Below are 19547 nucleotides of genomic sequence, written 5' to 3'. Positions count from 1 at the left end.
ACCCTGTCCTGTACCGGTGGAAGTGTGAGGTCACCGGCGCAGGCGGCCACTGCGGCACCGCGTGCCCGCCCGCTTCCGGCACGAGCCCGTCCGGCGCTCGTCCGACCGATCGAAGGCTGGAGCCCTCATGCCCATCACGACCACGACGCACCTGAACTTCCGCGGCGACGCCCGCGCAGCGCTCGACTTCTACCATTCCGTCTTCGGCGGAGACGTCGTCGCCGTCACCTACAAGGAGGCGGGCGGCGTGCAGAATCCGGACGAGGCGGACTGGGTGATGTGGGGCCAGGTGGTCGCGGGCACCGGCTTCCGCGTCATGGCCTACGACGTGCCCTCCCGGACGCCGTGGAACCCGGGCGAGAACGCCGTCTTCGTCTCCGTGCGCGGCGACGACACCGAAGAGATCACCGCGCTCTGGGACAAACTGGCCGTCGGCTCGACCGTCGTGCAGCCGCTGGAGCCCGCGCAGTGGGCCCCGCTCTACGGGATGCTCAAGGACCGCTTCGGCGTCGTCTGGGTCCTGGACGTCACGGCCCCGTACAGCGGCTGACCGTGGCGAGGCCTGCACCGTCGGCTCCCCGACCACCGCTCTCGGAGCTCGCGAGCCCGGTCCCGGTCCGCTCGTCGGGCGGGCCGGCGGGCCGACCTGACGCGCCGGACGCCGATCCTCGAGTCACGGTTTCAGCGATCATGTGTCCATGACCGGACAACCGATACCCGAGCGGATCTCCTGGGCCGTGGGGACACTGGATCTCATGCCGTCCGATCGGGTCCTGGAGATCGGATGCGGCCGCGGCCTCGCGGCCGCACTCGTCCTCGGCCGCCTCACGGAGGGATCGCTCGCCGCGATCGACCCGTCCGCCGCCGCCATCGCGGCGGCCGCGCAGCGCAACAGCAGGGACGTGGCGGCCGGCAGGGCGAACTTCCTGGTGGCCGCGCTGGAGGAGAGCGCGTTCCCGGCCGGTTCCTTCGACCGGATCTTCTCGATCAACGTCAACCTGTTCTGGACCCGGGACCCCGTCCGGGAGCTGGGTGCCCTGCGCCGCTGGCTCGCTCCCGGCGGGAGCCTCCACCTGTGCTGGGAGCCGCCGCACCCGGGAAGGGTGAAGGAGATCGTCGCTGCGGTGACACCGGCGATGGAGGCGTGCGGCCTTGCGGTCACCGTGCTGACCGGACGGACCTCCCGCTCGGCCGGCCTGGTGTGCCTGGTGGGCAGAGTTCACCACGACCCTTCGTAACCCCAGCGGTCCGTGTCATCGGGCCCCACCTTATTTCTGCGTCCCCCCGGGCCGCCGGCGGGGAGCGGCTCATCCCCGGGCCGTGAGGAATTCGGCGATCGGCTCGGCCTGGCCGAAGACGGCGTGACCGACCTCGGGGAGCAGGTTCACGGTCGAGTGCGGGACGCACTCACGGACACGCCGCGCGGTCCGGTGGGAGTCGAACATGGCGTCACGGCCGCCCACGATGACGAGTACGGGCATGGTGAGGCCGCGCAACGCGTCGTCGGGGAAGACCGGGAGCCTCTCCCGGCGCGGATTGAAGTGCGTGAACGTCAGGACGACGGCGTCGAGCGCCTGCCGGTCCCTCTCCGGGTCCAGGCCTGCGACGGCGATCGCCGACTCGCGCAGTCCGCCGCGTCGGAACGGGCGGGCCAGCAGGGCCTTGAGGATCCAGCCGACCCTCTGCCGTCCCACGCCGCCGGGGCACATCAAGGCCAGGCGGGTGACCCGTTCCGGGCGGCGGATGGCGTAGTCGAGGGCCGTCCAGCCGCCGAGGGACGCGCCGACGAACGCGGCGCCGGCGATCCCGAGCCCTTCCAGTACGTCGTCCAGCCAGAGGGCCACGGCGTCGGAGTCCAGGGCCGGGCGTGAGGGCGCGCTCAGGCCCGGCTCGCCGACGAGGTCGACGGCGTACGTGCGGAAGCGCCGGGACCAGGTGGCGACGTCCGCCCGCCACATCGACGTGTTCGCGCCCGAGCCGTGCAGCAGCACCAGGGGCGGCGCGTCCTGCGGACCGGAGGCGAGGACGAAGGTCTCGCCCTCGCGGGTCGGCACCCGTACGTGCTCGGCGGGAACCGGCCAGGTGTCCAGCACCTTCCGGTAGCGGTCGCGAAGCTCGCGTTCGCCGGCCTCGGACTTGTAGATCACGGTCATGGCGGCTGCACCTCCGGTCGCGCGTCGAGCGCGTCGAGATCTGGGACGGACCCCGCCTGGCCGGATCCGTCCGGCCAGGCGGCGGGGTGCGCAGAGCAGGACCGGCCGCCGCCACGTCCTGTTCCGGCACGGCATCGGGGACGCCTCCTCGGCGACAGTGAAGCCCTTGTCACGGTGTCAAGGTCAAGTGAGGAAGGCCGCCCTGGAGCGCCGTGAGCGCGAGGGGGCAGGAGCCGGTGCGGCCGGTCTATGCGGTGGGGGAGAGGTCCTCGGCCACGCCCAGCAGGAGCCTGGCCTGCTCCCAGAGATCGTTCAGGACCTCCGGATCGTTGCTCAGTTTGGCGAACAGGACCAGCCCTTCCAGCTGGGCCACCAGTGAGCGGGCCGTGCTCGGCCGCGGCGGCGGGACGGCCCCCTCGTGCGCCGCGTCGTCGAGGGCGGCCTGGACCAGGCCGACCTGCTCGGCGAAGATCTCCTCCAGGCGTTCCTGGACCGGGCTGTCCTGCTGACTCAGCTCGAGCGCCAGATTGGCCAGCAGGCAGCCGTGCACCGCCCCTGCGGTCAGCTTGGTCCGGCGCTGTCCCTCCACCTGCTCGCGGAAGAGCCGTTCCAGCCGGTCGAGCGCGGGCACCGGCTCGCGCAGGACGGCGGTCCAGGCCGATCGTTGCGCCTGCCAGTGGGCATCGACGACCGCGATGGTCAGCGCCTGCTTGGACTCGAAGAAGTGGTAGAAGCTGCCCTTGCGCACGTCGGCGCGCGCGCAGATCTCCGCGACCCCGATGCTGCCGTACCCCCTGCTCAGCATGAGCTGGCAGGCGGCGTCGAGAAGCCGTTCGCGGGCGGTGCTCGATCGTCCCATAACCGAGAGTATACGGTCGGTCAACTACGATTGGACATAGTTGACCGGTCGTCTATAAGCTCCTGCTGCACCTGCGAACCAGAAAGGGCATCATGCCTGACTTGATCACTGTCGCCGTCGCCTACCACAGCGGCTACGGCCACACCGCGCGCCAGGCGCGGGCCGCCGCAGACGGCGCGCGCTCCGTGTCCGGCGTGCGGGCGGAACTGCACGACGTCACCTCCCTGACCGACGGACTGTGGGAAGGGCTGAGCGGGGCCGAGGCCATCATCTTCGGCTCTCCGACCTACATGGGCAGCCAGTCGGCCGCCTTCCAGGCCTTCGCCGAGGCCAGCGCCAAGATCTGGGTGGACATGGGCTGGCGCGACAAGGTCGCCGCTGGTTTCACCAACTCGGCCGGGGTGAACGGCGACAAGCTCAACACGCTCACCTCCATGGCGCTCCTCGCCGCCCAGCACGGGATGACCTGGGTGACCCTGGGTCTGCCGCCGGGCTGGCTGTACAGCGCCGACGGCCGCGACGACGACCTCAACCGGCTCGGCGGCTTCCTGGGCGCGATGGCGCAGTCGCCTTCCGACGCGGGTCCTGAGACCGCCCCTTCCCTCGCCGACCTGCGCACGGCCGAGCACCTGGGCCGCCGGGTCGCCCAGACCGCGCTCCGGCTCGCCTCCGGTCGCCGCGCCCTGGACGGGACGGCCGCCTGATGAGCACGAGCACTCCCGCATGGTCCGGCGGCAGGCTGGAGCGGCTGCTCGGCCTGGACCACCCGATCGTGCAGGGCCCCTTCGGCGGCGGCCTGTCGTCCGTCGCGCTGACGGCGGCGGTGTCCGAGACGGGCGGCCTCGGGTCCTACGGCGGGCACATCCTCACTCCCGACGAGCTCACCGGCCTGGTGACCGCGCTCAAGGCCGCCACCACCCGAGCCTTCGCGGTCAATCTCTGGGTCCCCCACCCCGGCGAGGCGCAGCTGCGGGCGACACCGGCCGACGTCGACCGGCTCCGGCCCTACTTCGAAGAACTCGGCCTGCCGGCGCCCGAGGCCGGCCACCCGGCCGGGCAGGACTTCGACGATCAGGCGGACGCGCTGCTCGCGGCCGGTCCCCCGGTGCTCAGCTTCGTCATGGGCGTCCCGCCCGCACGGGTCCTGGCCGAAGCCCGGCGCAAGGGCATTCCGACGATCGGCACCGCGACGACCGTGGACGAGGCGATCGCCCTGGAACAGGCGGGACTGGATGCCATCGTCGCCTCCGGCAGCGACGCGGGAGGGCACCGGGGCGCCTTTCTGCGGCCCGTGGGCGAATCACTGGTCGGCACGTTCTCCCTCGTCCCGCAGATCGCCGACGCCGTCTCGGTCCCGGTCATCGCCGCGGGCGGGATCGCCGACGGGCGCGGCGTCGCCGCGGCGATCACCCTCGGCGCGCACGGTGTGCAGATCGGCACCGGTTTCCTGGCCACCCGGGAGTCGGGAGCGAGCACGTTGCACAAGGCCGCTCTGCACACCCCCGCGGCCCGGGTCACCGTGCTCACCAGATTGTTCTCCGGACGCCTGGCCAGAGCGATCCCCAACCGGTTCGTCCGGGAGATGGCGGCCTTCGAGGCGGAGGTGCCGCCCTACCCGGTGCAGAACACGCTGATGCTGGGCCTGCGCCGGGAGGCGGGCCGCCGCGGCCTGACCGACCTGGTGAACCTGTGGGCGGGCCAGGCGGCACCGCTGGCCAGGGCGGGCACGGCCCGCGACTACATCGGGCGGCTGCTCGCCGAGACGGAGAGGATCATGGGCGACGGCCGGTGACGCCTCCCCGGGGAGGCCGGGCCGGAGGGTGATCGCGGGCGTCGCCGGCGTGGGCACTGCCGGAGCGGATCCACTGAACCGGGACACCGAGTCAGCACAGGCTGCGGCCGTCCGTCGGAACTCAAGGGGTGTTCGCCATCGGGAAACCAGCGGCTGGAGCGGCGACCCCACCGGTCGGTAAGATCGTCCGCGTGGACCTGGACGAGACCGCCGCCCGGCTCGGAGTAGCCGTCGAGGACGTCGACCGGGTGCACCGGCTCGCCGGTGACCGCCCGTCGGCTCCGCTGCCGGCCAAAGCCGACGCGCCCGCGATCCTCGACCGGCTCGCGGTGCGGCCGGACGATGCCGCCGAGATCATGGCGGGCTGGCCCGACCCCGGATCTCCGCTGTGGACCCCGGAGCTGCGCTGGCTGCTCGACCGTTCGATCGCCCTGGTCCGCGCGGATCTCGGGGGCCACGGCTGGCTGCCTCCCGGCCCGGAGCTGCCGCGCGAACGGGGTCCCGCCTGGCGGCATCTCTACGTGTACGCGTATCTCGCCCTGGTCGGCGTCGTCAGGGGGTACCACCGCGACCACGGCATCGCCGACGCCGTGTCATGGGCGGCCCTGGCGGACGTGGGCCGCAACCTGGCGATCGACCGGAGGATGCGCGGCGAGGGCTGGCCGGTCATGCAGAGCTGGCTGACGCTGCACGCGCGCGGCGCCGTCTACGAGCTGGGCCGGTTGCAGTACCAGCGCGGCGATACCGCCATCGGCCTGCACATTCCGGAGTCGGGGCCGATGACGCCGGAGGCGGTCGCGGCGTCGCTCGACGAGGCCCGCGCGTTCTTCCCGCGCCACTTTCCCGACGAGCACTACACGGCGTTCTCCTGCGGTTCGTGGCTGCTCGACCCGCAGCTGCTGGAGTACCTGCCCGAGGACTCCAACATCGTCCGGTTCCAGCGGAGGTTCGAGCTGGAGCCCTACGAGGAACCTGAAGGACTGGACGCCGACGTCGAGGTGCTGCGGTTCGTGTTCCGCACCCTGACCACGCCGCTCGACCGACTGCCGCGTCGCACCGTGCTCCAGCGCGCGATCATCGATCATCTGAAGGCCGGCCGCCACTGGCGGTGGCGTCGCGGTCGCTTCCCGATCTAGCCCTGTCCGAGTGCGGAAGGCGCGACGCGCTCAGTGCAGGCCGGCAGGCCTTCGAGAGGGCCGGACCAAGGACGGTCCAGGAGGCCCGGCGGCTGTTCGGCTGCGACGGTCAGGGCCGGGACCGGCCCGTCACCGTTGGTCGGCGTGTTCCCGTCCGGTGGCCGCGGCGTAGGCGGCGTCGAGGCGCTCGAACGCGCCCGGGCCGTCGTGCGGCTTCGGCGGGGCGCCGAGGTGACGGACACGGAGCTCGTCCATGAGCTCTTCGATGAACGCCGGACCCTCGTCGCGCATGAGCTGCTGCCGGATGCGGAGCTCGTCGTCGCCCGGGCGCCAGTCGAGGCCCCAGTTGCCGAGGGCGTGGATGACCGGAAGAGTCTGGATGCCGGCTTCGGTGAGGCTGAAGCGAGCGCGCTGCCCCCGCGCGGCGGTGCCGCGGGTGAGGATGCCCGCGTCGATGAGCCGCTTGAGGCGGTCGGCGAGGATGTTCGAGGCGATGCCCTCGATCGACCCGGTGAGCAGTGCCCGGAAGTGGCGGCGGTCGCCGAAGATGACGTCGCGCAGCACGAGCAACGACCAGCGGTCTCCGAGCACCTCGACGGCGGTGTTGATCGGACACCCGGACCGTGGTTCCACTGTTCCTCCTTGACAGGTGTTCCGTGCCCGACAATAGTGATTGCAGAATGCAATCACTATACGGGAAAGAGGGCTGATGGGCCGCTTCGTCTACTCGATGCAGGTCTCCCTCGACCTGCGGATCGAGCAGGTTCCGGGGGACAACGGCGCCGGCGAGTGGCTGCGCATCGGCGAGGAACTGCACCGCGAAGCCAACGCGCAGACGCGGGCGCTCGCGCTCATGGTCCACGGCCGGGTCTTCTACGAGGTCATGGAGGAATACTGGCCGCGGGCGCGCGAGGACGCCTCGCTGCCGGACTACATGCATGAGTACGGCGAGATCTGGACCGCCAAGCCCAAGGTGCTCGTCTCCCGCACCCGCCGCAGCGCCGATCACAACACCCGGATCATCGGCGGGGACGACGCGATCGAGCGGCTCGCCGCCCTGCGGGCCGAAACCGACGGCAGGATCAGTGTGGGCGGGGCGGCGCTCGCCACCCAGCTGCTCCGGGCGGGACTGCTCGACGAGGTGCTGCTCTTCACCCATCCTGCGATCCTCGGCTTCGGCAGGCCGCTGTTCGACGACCACGACCTGCCGGTCGACCTCGACCTGCTGGAGCAGCGATCGTTCGGGCAGGGCGTCACGATGCACCGCTACGCCGTCCTGGACGCGAAGGAGGCGGGCCCGTGCTGAGGCCGGTCGCCGAGGGCGTGCTGGTCCACGAGAGCCGGTTCATACAGAGCAACGCCGTTGTGGTGCAGGGCGGCCGGGCCGGTGTGCTGCTCATCGACCCCGGAGTGACCGGCTCCGAGATCGGCTGCCTCGCGAACGACCTGTCCGAGTCGGGTCAGCCCGTGGTGGCGGGGTTCTCCACGCACCCGGACTGGGATCACCTGCTCTGGCACGACCGGCTCGGCGTGGCGCCCCGGTACGGCACGGCACGCTGTGCGGCCACCGTCCGGGAGCAGCTGTCGGACGCGGGCGCGAAGGCCCGCGTCGCCGAGCACCTGCTCGAGACGGAGATCGCCGGGCAGGTGCCGCTGGACCTGCTCGGCCTCATCACCGGCCTGCCCGCCGAAACCACGCAGATCCCCTGGGACGGCCCCAGGATCCGGATCATCGAACACCGAGCGCACGCCCCGGGCCACGCGGCGCTGCTGATCGAGGAACGCCGGGTCCTCGTCGCCGGCGACATGCTCTCCGATGTCCTGGTCCCGATGCTCGACTGGGACGGCGCCGCAGACCCGATCGAGGACTACCTCGCCGCGCTGCGGCTGCTCGAGGGCGTGGCGGGCGGCGTCGACGCCGTCGTCCCGGGCCACGGGTCCGTCGGCGGACCCGGCCAGGTGCAGGCACGGATCGACCGGGACCGGGCGTACGTCCTCGCGTTGCGCGACGGCCGGGTCCCCGCCGACCCGCGGATCGGCCCATCGGCCGAGCCCGGCTGGGAATGGGTGAGCAACGTGCACGAAGGGCAGCTCCGGCGCCTCGCGCAGAGAAGCGGGCGGGGCGGGGCGCCCCGCTAGCGATCGGTGTGCGGCACAGCCGGCGCGGGCGGGTCGCCGGCCGGGATCCGCGGCTGAGCCGCGGTCCCGCGGCTCAGCCGTGACCGTCGATCAGTTCCGCGGCTCAGGCGCGCCCGTCGATCAGCGACTCGGCCTCCTCCTCGGACAACTGGTCGATCTCGGCGGCCAGGCGCTCCTCGACGACGGCCGCGAGGCGGCGGATCGTGCGGGTGGTGAACACGACGTTCAGCGGCAGGTCGATGCCGACCTCGGAGCAGATCCGGGCGACGACCCGGGTGCCGAGCAGCGAGTGGCCGCCGACGTCGAAGAAGTCGTCGTCGATCCCCAGGTTCGCCCGGCCCAGGACCTCGCACCAGACATCGTGCACCAGCTCCTCGCCCGCCGTGGACGGCCCCGCCGCCGGGGACGGCCCGCCGTCCGCGTGCGGGGCGGGCAGGGCGGCCCGGTCCAGCTTCCCGTTGGGCAGCCGGGGGAAGCCGCCGACCCGCACGTACAGGCTGGGCAGCATCGTCGCGGGCAGGTGGTTCTGCAGGAACGACCGCAGCTCCCCGGCCGGGACCTCCGTGTCCACGTAGGCGACCAGCGCTCGGCCTCCGGGGGCGTCGTCCCGCACCGCCGCGACCGCCCTGCGCACCCCGGGATGGGCCGACAGCGCCGCCTCCACCTCGCCCAGCTCGATCCGCACGCCCCGCACCTTGACCTGGTCGTCGACGCGTCCCAGGAACTCGATCGTGCCGTCGGGCGCCCGCCGTACGAGGTCACCGGTCCGGTACAGGCGGGTGCCGTGCCCGAAGGGGTCGGCGACGAAGCGCTCGGCGGTGAGGCCGGGGCGGCCGTGGTAGCCGCGGGCCAGGCCGTCGCCGCCCAGGTACAGCTCGCCCGCCACCCCCGGCGGGACCGGCTCCATCGCCCCGTCGAGCACGTGGGCGACGGTGTTGGCCACGGGCAGGCCGATGGGCACGGTCCCGGCCCCCCGGGACGTGCGGTGGACCGTCGACCAGATCGTCGTCTCCGTCGGCCCGTAGAGGTTCCACAGCTCACCGGCGACCTCGTGGATCCGGCCGGCCAGGCGGGCGGAGAGCGGCTCGCCGCCGCTGAACACCCGGGGCAGCCCGGCGGGCAGGTGCCGGAGGACCTCCTCCAGGACCGAGGGCGGCGCCTGCACCGTGGTCACGCCGGCCTCCGCGACCAGCGGGCCGAGGCCGTTGGTCCCGTACGGCGGGGCGATCACCACGGTGCCGCCCGCCAGCAGCGGACCGAAGATCTCCAGCGCGGCGATGTCGAACGACAGGGAGGTCAGCAGCAGCATCCGCTCCGCCGGGGTGAAGCCCAGGCCGGTGACCAGGTTCACCACGCCCCGGTGCGGGACCATCACCCCCTTGGGGGTGCCCGTCGACCCGGAGGTGTAGATGACGTAGGCGAGCGCGTCGGGGGAGGGCTTCTCCGGGGGCAGCGGCGGGAGGGACCCGGACAGGAGCGCGTCCAGCAGGATCGCCGGCGGGTGGTCGGCGGGCAGACGCTCCACCAGGGCCGAACGGGTCAGCAGCAGCCCGGCGCCCGAGTCGGCCAGCATGAACCGGAGCCGGTCGGCCGGGTAGTCCGGGTCCAGCGGCACGTAGCAGCCGCCGGCCTTCAGCACCGCCAGCAGCGCCACGACCAGCTCGGCGTCGCGCGGCAGGCAGACCGCCACCGGCGCCTGTGCGCGGATCCCGCGCCGGCGCAGCCGTCTGGCCAGGTCGTCGGCCCGTTCCTCCAGCTCGGCGTAGGTCAGCGTCACCGTGCCGCCCGAGCCCCCCGGGCGGCCCGACACGATCGCCGGGGCGTCCGGCGTCCGCGCCGCCTGCTCCGCCACCAGCTCGTGCAGGCAGCGGCCGGGGTACGGCGAGGCGGGGCCGTGCCAGGCGGTCAGCAGCCTCTCGCGCTCCCCGGCGTCTATGAGGGGGAGCCGGGAGACCGGCCGCCCCGGGTCGCCGACGGCCGCCTCCAGCAGGACCAGGAAGGCCGAGAGCAGGCGGCGGACGGTGCCCTCCTCGAACAGCTCGGTGCTGTACTCGATCCAGCCGCCCAGCCGCCCCTGCGGGCTCTGCACCTCCAGGGTGAGGTCGGTCTTGGCCGTCCCGGTGGAGAGCTGGCGGCCGTGGGCGTCGATCGGGAGCTGGTTGAAGCCGATCTGGTAGAGCGGGGTCCGGCCGGGGTCGCGGGGCGGCCGGAGGGCCTCCACCAGCTTGGCGAACGGCACGTCCTGGTGGTCGAGGGCCTCCATGACCGTGGCGCGGACCCGTTCCAGCGCCTCGCCGAACGCCGGGTCGCCGCCCAGGTCGATCCGGAGCGGCAGCGTGTTGACGAACATGCCGATCAGCGGGTTCAGCTCCGGCGTCTCGCGACCGGCCACCGGGGAGCCCACGACGACGTCCGTCCGGCCCGTCCAGCGGGCCAGCAGCGTGGCGAACGCGGTGAGCAGGACCATGAACGGCGTGGTGGAGGTCCGCCTGGCCAGCTCGGCCACCCGCTCGGACGTGCCGTCCGGGACGGAGAACCCGATCGCGGCCCCGGCGTAACCGAACTCCTCCGGGCGGGGCCGGTCGGGCGGCAGCTCCAGCGGGACGCTCCCGGCCAGCTTCTCCCGCCAGTAGTCCAGGTCGGCGTCGAGCGCGCCGCCGGCCAGCCGGTCGCGCTGCCAGACGGCGTAGTCGGCGTACTGGATCGCCAGTTCCGGCAGGCGCGGCGGGCGCTCCTCGCGCAGCGCCGCGCAGAGCTCGGCCAGCTCCTCCGCGAAGAGCTGCGCGGACCAGGCGTCGTAGACTGTGTGGTGGGCGACGAAGAGCAGCCGCCACTCGTCCTGGCCCGTCCCGTCCGGTCCCAGGCGGACCAGCCGGGCCCGCCAGAGGGGAGCGCGGTCCAGGGGGAACGGCGCCGACGACTCCTCGGCGGCGATCCGCTCGAACTCCGCCCGGGGATCGTCCGCGCCCGACACGTCGCTCCTGGACAGGACCACCGGGACGTCGGCGGAGACGATCTGCACGACCTGGCCGTCCCGGAGGGCGAACGAGGTGCGCAGCGGCTCGTGCCGCCGTACCAGCAGGCCGAGCGCGCGTTCCAGCAGCCCGGGGTCCACCGGCCGCATCCAGGGCAGGACGGAGCACGTGGCGATGTTGTACACCGCCAGCCCCGGCTGCAGTTCGCTCAGGAACCAGATCCGCTCCTGGGCGAACGAGGCGGGAAAGACGTCACCGGTCAACGGGCCTCCTTCGACGGGTCCTTCAGGCAGTCGCGGATCTCACCGGTGATGGGGGCCAGGGCGTCGGTCTCGCCGATGGTGGCCAGCCAGCACCACTGGTCCAGCGCGTGGTAGAGGCGGTAGAGGGCGACGCGCCCGGCCCAGTCGGCGGGCAGCGCGCCGTACCCGGCCAGCAGTTCCCGGCGGCGCACGGGATCCCCCCGGACCGCGAAGTAGTCGGTCTTCGCCAGATCCATGAGCGGGTCGCCGCCGAGGGCGTTCTCCATGTCGATGACGCCGGTCAGGTGCCACGACCCGTCGCGTTCGGCGACCATCACGTTCCGCTCGTGGAAGTCGTGGTGGCACAGGACGGGCGTGCGGCAGCGCGCGAGCAGGTGCCGCCGGGCCGCGACGTACCCGGCGATCTCGGCGTGCAGCGCCGGATCGCCGCCGAACTCGGCGAACTGGGCCGTCCGCAGGTCGAGCTGCCCGCCCAGGTAGGCCTCGTTGGTCGGCTCGCGGACCCCGTCGACCGGCCCGAACTCCTGCAGCTCCACCCCGTGCAGGGCGCGCAGCGCGGCCCCCATCTCCCGGTACAGGGCCGCGATCACCGGCTCGGGCAGGGCTCCGGACACCTCCGACAGGGGCCTTCCCTCGATCTTCGTCATGACCAGGTAGGCGTGGGGGAGGTCGCGCCTGGACTCGTCCTGTTTCACGACGGCGGGCGCCGGGACGCCGCTGCCGCGCAGCAGGTCGTAGACGAGCAGCTCCTTGCGGAGCCTGGCGGTGAACAGGTCGGGGTAGAGCTTCACGACCAGGTCCGGGTGCGGCAGGCTCCGGTCGGCGCAGCGGACCTCGTAGACCGCGCTGATCTCCCCGCCGGTGCGCAGCACGACCCGCTCCACCTCGGTGCCCAGCAGGGCGGACGCCTTCTCCGGTGACAGCGGCATGGTGAGCGCCTTGGCGAACGCGGGCGCGCTCCAGGCCAGGCTGACCCGGTTGCCCGCCCGCTCGCGCAGGGCCTGGGCCCCCACCAGGTCGTCGGGCACGGCCTCGGGCACCTCGTCGTCGAACCGGGCCAGCACGGGGATCCGCATCGAGACGAGCACGTGTACGGCGATGCCGAGGCCGAGCACGATGTACATGAAGGCGATCCCCCGCCCCTCGCCCACGCCGATCACTGCGCCCACGGTCGGGGCCAGGGCGCCTCCGGGGACCAGCAGCGGCTCCAGCAGGCGCTCGCCGAGCGGTGCGACCACGGCCATGCCGAGCGGCAGCGTCGACCACGAGATCATCTGATTGACCGCCATGACGCGGCCGTGGAACCGTTGCGGCACCTTCACGTGCACGATCGTCATGAAGACGCCGTTGACGATCGAGAGGCTGCCCCACAGGCCGAAGGCGCCGACGCCCACGACCAGGGGGGAGGCGTGCAGGCCGGTCACGATCGCGAAGAGGCTCAGCAGCAGCGTGGCCAGGAGCACCCCGCGCATCCGGCGCCGGCGCGGGCCGCCCCACAGCGCGATCACCAGACCGCCCAGGGCGGCGCCGACGCCGCCCGCGAAGGAGATCTGCCCGGCGGTGGCGAGCGGGGCGAAGGACAGCACCAGCGGCGAGATCGACAGCAGCAGCGCCGCCAGCATCACGTTCAGGACCGCGAAGTAGAGCAGGGCCGCCCGCAGGTGGCGGTTGCCGAACGACATCCGGAAACCGTTGGCGATCTCCGCCGTCAGCGTCTCCCGGCGCACGTGGGCCATGGTGGCGGGGAAGCGGACGAGCGCCAGCACCCCCAGCAGCACCGCGAAGCTGGCCACGTCGACGACGAGGATGCCGCTCAGGCCGATGGAGGACAGCAGCGCCACGGCCACCAGCGGCGCGACGAACTGGGAGGTGCCCATCACCATCTGCACGATGCCGGCCGCGTGGCCCAGGTACTGCTTGGGCACCAGCTGGGGGAGGGCGGTGGTGAAGGCCAGCCGCTGGAAGATCAGGGCGACCGACAGGCAGGCCGTCAGCGGGTAGAAGTGCCAGATCTCCAGGTTCCCGGTCCACAGCAGCGCGCCCAGGACGAGCTGGGTCCCGCCGGCCAGGCAGCCGCCCGTGACCATCATCCGGCGTTTGCCCGCCCGGTCCACCAGCGCTCCGATCAGCGGCGCGGCCACCACTCCCGGCATGATCGACAGCGCGGTGAACAGCGCGAAGTCCACCAGCGACCCGGTCGTCAGGTAGATCCAGACAGGGATCGCGAAGTCGGTGATCGCGGTGCCCGTCATCGAGACCAGCTGGGCCAGGGCCACGGCCATGAACCGCCGCATGCTGGGGGCAGGCGCGGGCCGCCCGCCCGCCCGGCGCTTCCACGTTCGGGCGTCCGGCACCGTACGGCCGTCCGGGCGGCGCTCCGGCGGGGAGCCGTCCGCGCCGGCCTCCGGCGGGGAGCCGTCCGCGCCGGCCTCCGGTGGGGCGGAGCCGGGGGGCGCGGTCCCCGGGGTCTGCGGCGGGGCCTTCCGGGGCAAGGTGGAGGTCTCCTCGATCCACCAGCCCGCGGCCGGGCCGCGGGACGTCCGGTCGAGGGTGTGCGCGGCGCCGTACCCCATCGCGATGTGGGTGTTGGTCAGGATCTCCGCCAGGTCCTCGGCCCGGTACTTCAGGAAGTAGTGCCCGGCCTCGTCGAGGACGACCAGAGCCGTCACCGGGCTGAGGAAGTGCCACTCGCGGTAGCGCTCGCGGTAGTAGTCCGTCGCGGGGTCCTGCTCGCCGACCACGGAGACGACCGGCGCGCGGAGCGGGGCGATCTCCTCGGCCAGCAGCCGGGTGAAGCTCTCCTCCGCGATCAGGGTGTCCCGCCGCTGGTTGCGGACCATGAACCTGATCTGCTCCTCGTCGAGGCCGGAGACGTCGTTGCCCATCGACTTCATCCGGTTCTCGTAGGCCCGGTCGCCGCGCAACCGGTCGAGGCGGGTCAGCCGGCCCAGCGGGCCCGCGATGCGGCCGGTGGGCCGGGCGAAGGGGAAGATCGCGCCGATGTAGACCGCCTCCAGGTCCCGGCCGCGCGCCTCCAGCCGCCGGGCCACCTCCACGGCGAGCGCGCCGCCGATGCCGCAGTGGCCGTAGATCGCCAGCGGGCCCTCGATGCCCTCCAGGATCTCCGTGACGCACAGGTCGGCGATCTCGTCCAGGGGCCTGGTCTCCTCGTCGGGCAGGCCGGGGTCGTGCCCGGGGAAGGCCATGGCGTACAGCGCGCACTCCTCGGGCAGCGCGTCCGCCAGCGGCTGGAAGACCATCGCCTGTCCGCCGCCGTACGGGATGCAGACGTAGGTGATGCTCCGCCGGGGACCCGGCCGGGTCAGCTCGTACAGCAGGGACCGGGGTCCCCGCGGGACGTCCGTCCGTTCCACGAGCTCGGCCAGGGCGCGCACCGTCGGGTGCTTGAACAGGTCCATGACCCCGACCGCGCGTCCCCCCTCCAGGCCGGGCAGCACCTTGCGCAGGCGCGCGACCGCCTGGACGGCCACCAGGGAGTGGCCGCCCAGCTCGAAGAAGTCGTCGTCCACGCCGACGGTCTCCACCCCGAGCAGTTCCCGCCAGAGCCCGGCGATGGCCTGCTCGGCGGGGGTGCGGGGCCCGGCCCCCCGGCCGCCCGGCTCGCCGTGCCGCTGCGGGGCCGGCAGCGCCGCCCGGTCCAGCTTGCCGTTGGGACTCAGCGGCAGCGCGTCCAGCACCACGATCGCGGAGGGCACCATGGCGTCGGGCAGGACGGCTTTGAGCGCCGCGCGCAGGCCGGCCGGGTCGAGCGCCGCCTCGGGCCGCGTCTCGGGCACGACGTAGGCGGCCAGTCGCCGGTCGCCGGGCGCGCCGTCCTCCCGGACGACCGCCACCGCCTCGGCCACACCCGGCTGCTCGCGCAGGACCGACTCGATCTCGCCCAGCTCGATGCGCTGGCCCCGGATCTTGACCTGGGTGTCGATCCGGCCGAGGAAGACGATCGCCCCGTCGCGGCGGAGCCGTACGAGGTCTCCCGTCCGGTACAGGCGCGCGCCCGGCGGCCCGAACGGATCGGGCACGAACCGCTCGGCGGTCAGGCCGGGGCGGGCGTGGTAGCCGGTGGCGAGCTGGACGCCGCCGATGTGCAGCTCGCCGGGGACCCCGAAGGGCACGGGCCGCAGGTGCCGGTCGAGGACGTACAGCTCGGTGTTCTGCACCGGGTGCCCGATGGGCACCGTGGCGTCCCCCGGCACGCACCGCCACCGGGTGACGTCCACGGCCGCCTCGGTCGGGCCGTACAGGTTGTACAGCTCCACGCCCGGCAGCCGGGCGAAGAACCGCTCGGCCACGTGCGGGGCCAGTTCCTCGCCGCTGCACACGACCCGCCGCAGTGAGGTGCAGCGCTCGATCCCCTCCTCGGACAGGAACGCCGCCAGCATCGACGGCACGAAGTGCATCGTCGTGACGCCCCGCTCGGCGATCAGGTCGCGCAGGTAGGCGGCGTCCCGGTGCCCGCCGGGACGGGCGAGCAGGAGCCTGGCGCCGGTGACGAGGGGCCAGAAGAACTCCCACACCGACACGTCGAAGCCGGCCGGGGTCTTCTGCAGGACGACGTCCCCGGCGTCCCCGGCGTTCCCACCGGACAGGCGGTGGGCCCGCTGCATCCAGTCGAGCCGGTTGACGATCGCCGCGTGGGTGTTGGGCACGCCCTTGGGGCGGCCCGTCGACCCCGAGGTGTAGATCATGTAGGCGACGTCGGAGGGGCTCGCGGAGGGCGGAGGCTCATCCTCCGGCCCGTCCGCCGTCTCGTCCCAGGCCGTCTCGTCCCACGCGTCCTCCAGCGGCACGGTGACGGCGCCGGTCGGCGGCAGGCGGTCGGCGACGGCCCGCTGCAGGAGCAGGGCCGTCACCTCGGCGTCGGCGAGCATGAAGGCGAGCCGGTCGGCGGGGTAGTCCGGGTCCAGCGGGACGTAGGCCCCGCCCGCCTTCAGCACGCCCAGCAGGCCGGCGACCAGCTCGGGTGAGCGCTCGGCGCAGATCGCGACCCGCGCGCCGGGACCGACCCCCAGCCCGCGCAGCCGGCGGGCCAGCCGGCCGCTCCGCGCGTCGAGCTCGGCGTAGGTCAGCCGCACGTCCTCGAACTCCACGGCCACGGCCTCCGGGGTCCGCGCCGCCTGCGCCCGGAACAGGGCGCCGAGGGTGGCCTCGCGGTCGTAGGGCTCGCGCGGCCCGGCGGCGTGGGAGAGGATCCGGGCCCTCTCACCGGGGGTGACGATCTCCAGCTCCGAGATGCGGGTGTCCGGCTCCGCCGCCGCCGCGCGCAGCAGCGTCTCCAGGTGCGAGGCCAGGCTCGCGACCGTCTCGGCGCCGAACAGGTCGCGGTTGTAGACGAAGACCCCGTGGAGCCCGTCCGGCTCCTCCTCCAGGAAGAGCTCGAGGTCGAAGCGGGCGGCCCGGGCCTCCATGCCGAACGGCTCGGCCGTCAGACCCGGCCAGCCGTCCCGGCGGTCGTCCCGGTAGCTCTGCAGGGTGAGGACGACCTGGAAGACCGGCGGCCTGGAGACGTCCCGGACGACTCCGAGCTCTCCGACGAGCCGCTCGAAGGGCAGCTCCTGGTGGGCGTAGGCCTCGGTGGCGCTCCGCCTGACCCGGGCGAGCAGTTCCCGGAAGGTCGGGTCGCCGCCCAGCTCGGCGCGCATCGCCAGCATGTTGACGAACAGCCCGATCACGCCTTCGAGCTCACGCCGCGGCCGGCCGCCCACCGGGGAGCCGACCGCGAAGTCCTCCTGCCCGGAGTGGCGCCCCAGCAGCACCTGGTAGGCCGCCAGCAGCGCCATGTAGAGGGTCGCGCCGCCCTCTCCGGCGAGCCGGGCCACCGCGTCCACCAGCTCGCGGTCCAGGCGGAAGGCGTGCGAGGCGCCGGCGAAGGTCTGCTCCGCGGCGCGCCGGCCGTCGGCGGGCAGTTCCAGCGGCGGGACCCCGGCGAGCCGCTCCCGCCAGTGGTCGAGGTCGGCCTCGGCGACCGGGCGCTCGCGCTGCCACAGCGCGTAGTCGCCGTACCGGACCTCGGGGTCGGGCAGGTCGGCGCCGCCGTACAGGGCGCGCAGCTCCTCGGTGAGGATCTCGGTGGACCAGCCGTCGGCCGCGATGTGGTGGACCGTGACCAGCAGCGCGTGGTCGTCCTCCGCCAGCCGGACCAGGATCGAGCGGATCAGGGGCCCCTCGGCCAGGTCGAAGGCCCGGGCCGCCTCGGCGCTGAAGAGGTCCGCGGCGGACGCCTCGTCGGCGGTGGCGCGGCGCAGCTCGATGTCGGCCGTCTCCCCGACGACGACGTACGGGCGGCCGTCCTCGTCGGCGGGGAAGCGCATCCGCAGGCTCTCGTGCCGCGCCACGACGGCGCGCAGGGCGAGCTCCAGCCGGTCGGGGTCGAGGGGGCCGCGCAGCCGCAGGGAGATCGGAATCGTGTAGGCGGCGCTCCCCGGGGCGAACTGCTCCATGAACCAGAGCCGCTCCTGCCCGAACGAGAGCGGGACCGGCCGGTCCGGAGGGCGCGGGGGGATGGCGGCGGGCCGGCCGGGGGCGCGGCGGCGCAGCCGCTGTTCGAGGAGGGCCCGCTTGGTGTCGGAGAGCCGGAGACCGCTCGGGGAAAGGTCGGGCGTGGATGTCACACCTGGCTCACTTTCGGGTGGGCGGCGCGTTACATCGGATGAAGGACATTCATGCATATCCGCCCGTCCCGAGTCGAGATGAAAAGCGGGTCATAAATGACTCTTCTGTGAATAGACATGTCCGAAACCTCGGTTATCGGACTACATTAAGGAAGGTTGACGCCGGGTTGTGTGTGTGGATATAAGGTGATTTGTCGTGCGCATTAAATCCTTCTGAACCGTCAGGGGCGATGCGGCCCCGCGGAGGAGCACCTGGCACATGGCGATCGAGCCCCTCTCGATTACGCGACCCACCCCCCCTCCGACCCCCCATCCGGATTCCCCGGCCGGACCCGCCCCGGCCCTGCTCTGCCTCCCCTACGCGGGAGGGGCGGCAGGCGCCTATCACGGCCTGAGAGGCGCCTGCGGCGCGGTCGAGGTCGTCGCCGTCCAGCTTCCCGGCCGGGAGAACCGGATCGCGGAGCCGCCCGAGTTCTCCGTGCCGCGGCTCACCGACGAGATCGCCTCGCACACGGCACGGCCGTACGCCCTCTACGGGCACAGCATGGGCGCCCGGATCGCCTTCGAGGTGGCACGCGAGCTGCGCCGCCGGGGACTGCCCCCGCCGCTGAGGCTCTACGCGGGGGCCGCCCACCCCCCGGACCGGAGGGTGCCGCTGGCCGCGACGGCGGACCTGCCCGACGAGGCGTTCATCGACCAGCTCGTACGGCGAGCCGGCGCCCCCGAGGAGCTCAGGGACGTGCCCGAGCTGCGGGAGTTGCTCCTGCCGGTGCTGCGGGCGGACTTCACCTGGATCAAGCGGTACCGCTACGCGCCCGAGCCGCCGCTGGACGTCCCCGTGGTGGCGTTCGCGGGTCTCGGCGACGCGGAGGTGCCGCCGGGCGACATGCTCGGCTGGGCGCGCCACACCCGCGCCGGATTCGCCCTGCGGACCCTGCGCGGCGGCCACCTCTTCGTCAGGGACGGCTCCGCGGAGCTCGCCCGGCTGATCACCGCGGATCTCGCGGGCCCCGGGCCCGGCAGGGGCACGGACCCGCCGCCCGTGCAGGACGACGAGATCCACGTCCGCGTGTTCCCCGCCGACGAGCCGCCGGGAACGCCCGGCTCGGACGAGGGCGGGTCCTCCCGCGCGGCGGACCGGGCGGGCGGGTCCTCTCAGGCGGTGGACCGGGCGGGCGGCCTGGCGGTCGAGGCGACGGTCCGCGGCGGTGCCGTCGGCGCGGCCGTGGGACTGCCGGCGGCGTACGGCGCCGCCCGTGACGCCGCCCACGGTGCTTCCCCCGGCGCCGGCCGTGGTGACGGACCCGGTGACGGGCTCGGGCCGGGGGAGTGGGAACAGCTGGTGGACGCGGCCGAGGAGGACCGGCCCTGGCTGGAGCTCCGCGCCAGGACTGCCAGGCGGGCGCTGGCCCGCGCGGGCGCGCACGCCCAGGCCGCGGAGGGATTCCCCGACCTGGCCGCCCCGGGGCCGTGGCCCGCGGACGACGGCTGGCAGGTGACCTTCCTGCCCCTGCACACGCCGCTGGGCGAGGCGCTGGCGGCGGTCGCGGAGCCCCGCGGCCGGACCCGGCTGAGCGCCGACGTATGGACCGATCGATGAC

13 protein-coding genes are annotated in these 19547 nt (G+C 73.5%); 8 read left to right on the top strand and 5 right to left on the bottom strand.

The features are described 5' to 3' along the window. The first annotated feature begins 127 nt into the window (after positions 1-127). Positions 128-550 carry a VOC family protein gene (locus IEZ07_RS22690; RefSeq protein WP_191896571.1) on the top strand — a complete coding sequence of 141 codons (423 nt, stop codon included), beginning with the start codon at positions 128-130 and terminating at the stop codon, positions 548-550. 205 nt (positions 551-755) lie between these two features. Further along, positions 756-1238, top strand: a complete 483-nt coding sequence (locus tag IEZ07_RS22685) for a class I SAM-dependent methyltransferase (protein WP_191896570.1) — start codon at positions 756-758, stop codon at positions 1236-1238. A gap of 69 nt (positions 1239-1307) precedes the next feature. Here IEZ07_RS22685 and IEZ07_RS22680 read toward each other — a convergent pair whose 3' ends face one another. Together IEZ07_RS22680 and IEZ07_RS22675 are read right to left on the bottom strand one after the other, a co-directional pair. Further along, positions 1308-2153 carry an alpha/beta fold hydrolase gene (locus IEZ07_RS22680; protein WP_191896569.1) on the bottom strand — a complete coding sequence of 282 codons (846 nt, stop codon included), beginning with the start codon at positions 2151-2153 and terminating at the stop codon, positions 1308-1310. 247 nt (positions 2154-2400) lie between these two features. Next, positions 2401-3012, bottom strand: coding sequence for a TetR/AcrR family transcriptional regulator (locus tag IEZ07_RS22675; RefSeq protein WP_191896568.1), 612 nt, complete (start codon positions 3010-3012; stop codon positions 2401-2403). 101 nt (positions 3013-3113) lie between these two features. On the opposite strand from IEZ07_RS22675, the gene IEZ07_RS22670 reads away from it, so the two are divergent. The 3 genes from IEZ07_RS22670 (at position 3114) to IEZ07_RS22660 (ending at position 5940) form a co-directional block, all read left to right on the top strand. Then, positions 3114-3716, top strand: a complete 603-nt coding sequence (locus IEZ07_RS22670; RefSeq protein WP_373868876.1) for a flavodoxin family protein — start codon at positions 3114-3116, stop codon at positions 3714-3716. Beyond that, complete coding sequence (locus IEZ07_RS22665) at positions 3716-4804, top strand: NAD(P)H-dependent flavin oxidoreductase (protein WP_191896566.1); 1089 nt, start codon at positions 3716-3718, stop codon at positions 4802-4804. Before IEZ07_RS22670 ends, IEZ07_RS22665 begins: the two co-directional genes overlap by 1 nt. 191 nt (positions 4805-4995) lie before the next feature. After that, positions 4996-5940 (top strand): acyltransferase domain-containing protein, encoded by a 945-nt coding sequence (locus tag IEZ07_RS22660; protein WP_191896565.1) that lies wholly within the window; start codon positions 4996-4998, stop codon positions 5938-5940. Positions 5941-6069: 129 nt separating this feature from the next. Here the strand turns inward: IEZ07_RS22660 and IEZ07_RS22655 are convergent, their stop codons facing one another. Further along, complete coding sequence (locus IEZ07_RS22655; RefSeq protein WP_191896564.1) at positions 6070-6573, bottom strand: winged helix-turn-helix transcriptional regulator; 504 nt, start codon at positions 6571-6573, stop codon at positions 6070-6072. 76 nt (positions 6574-6649) lie between these two features. Between IEZ07_RS22655 and IEZ07_RS22650 the strand changes: the two genes are divergently transcribed. Then, positions 6650-7246, top strand: coding sequence for a dihydrofolate reductase family protein (locus tag IEZ07_RS22650; RefSeq protein WP_191896563.1), 597 nt, complete (start codon positions 6650-6652; stop codon positions 7244-7246). After that, positions 7240-8079 (top strand): MBL fold metallo-hydrolase, encoded by an 840-nt coding sequence (locus tag IEZ07_RS22645; protein ID WP_191896562.1) that lies wholly within the window; start codon positions 7240-7242, stop codon positions 8077-8079. Before IEZ07_RS22650 ends, IEZ07_RS22645 begins: the two co-directional genes overlap by 7 nt. 103 nt (positions 8080-8182) lie before the next feature. Here IEZ07_RS22645 and IEZ07_RS22640 read toward each other — a convergent pair whose 3' ends face one another. Next, positions 8183-11317 carry a non-ribosomal peptide synthetase gene (locus tag IEZ07_RS22640; protein ID WP_191896561.1) on the bottom strand — a complete coding sequence of 1045 codons (3135 nt, stop codon included), beginning with the start codon at positions 11315-11317 and terminating at the stop codon, positions 8183-8185. Further along, complete coding sequence (locus tag IEZ07_RS22635) at positions 11314-17946, bottom strand: non-ribosomal peptide synthetase (protein WP_239320522.1); 6633 nt, start codon at positions 17944-17946, stop codon at positions 11314-11316. The genes IEZ07_RS22640 and IEZ07_RS22635 overlap by 4 nt, the downstream gene beginning before the upstream one ends. A gap of 259 nt (positions 17947-18205) precedes the next feature. On the opposite strand from IEZ07_RS22635, the gene IEZ07_RS22630 reads away from it, so the two are divergent. Then, entirely contained in the window at positions 18206-19546 is a 1341-nt protein-coding gene (locus tag IEZ07_RS22630; RefSeq protein ID WP_191896559.1) for a thioesterase II family protein, read from the top strand. Position 19547: the final 1 nt, after the last annotated feature.

This window comes from Planomonospora parontospora (assembly GCA_014647935.1).
GTDB lineage: Bacteria > Actinomycetota > Actinomycetes > Streptosporangiales > Streptosporangiaceae > Planomonospora > Planomonospora parontospora.
Note: the sequence above shows the minus strand (reverse complement) of the source record. Positions and strands in the feature narration are given on the sequence as shown.

Coding starts and splice junctions, on each gene's coding strand:
- IEZ07_RS22650 (WP_191896563.1), top strand. CDS start 6,650: ATGGGCCGCTTCGTCTACTCGATGCAGGTCTCCCTCGACCTGCGGATC.
- IEZ07_RS22690 (WP_191896571.1), top strand. CDS start 128: ATGCCCATCACGACCACGACGCACCTGAACTTCCGCGGCGACGCCCGC.
- IEZ07_RS22685 (WP_191896570.1), top strand. CDS start 756: ATGCCGTCCGATCGGGTCCTGGAGATCGGATGCGGCCGCGGCCTCGCG.
- IEZ07_RS22630 (WP_191896559.1), top strand. CDS start 18,206: ATGGCGATCGAGCCCCTCTCGATTACGCGACCCACCCCCCCTCCGACC.
- IEZ07_RS22675 (WP_191896568.1), bottom strand. CDS start 3,012: ATGGGACGATCGAGCACCGCCCGCGAACGGCTTCTCGACGCCGCCTGC.
- IEZ07_RS22680 (WP_191896569.1), bottom strand. CDS start 2,153: ATGACCGTGATCTACAAGTCCGAGGCCGGCGAACGCGAGCTTCGCGAC.
- IEZ07_RS22665 (WP_191896566.1), top strand. CDS start 3,716: ATGAGCACGAGCACTCCCGCATGGTCCGGCGGCAGGCTGGAGCGGCTG.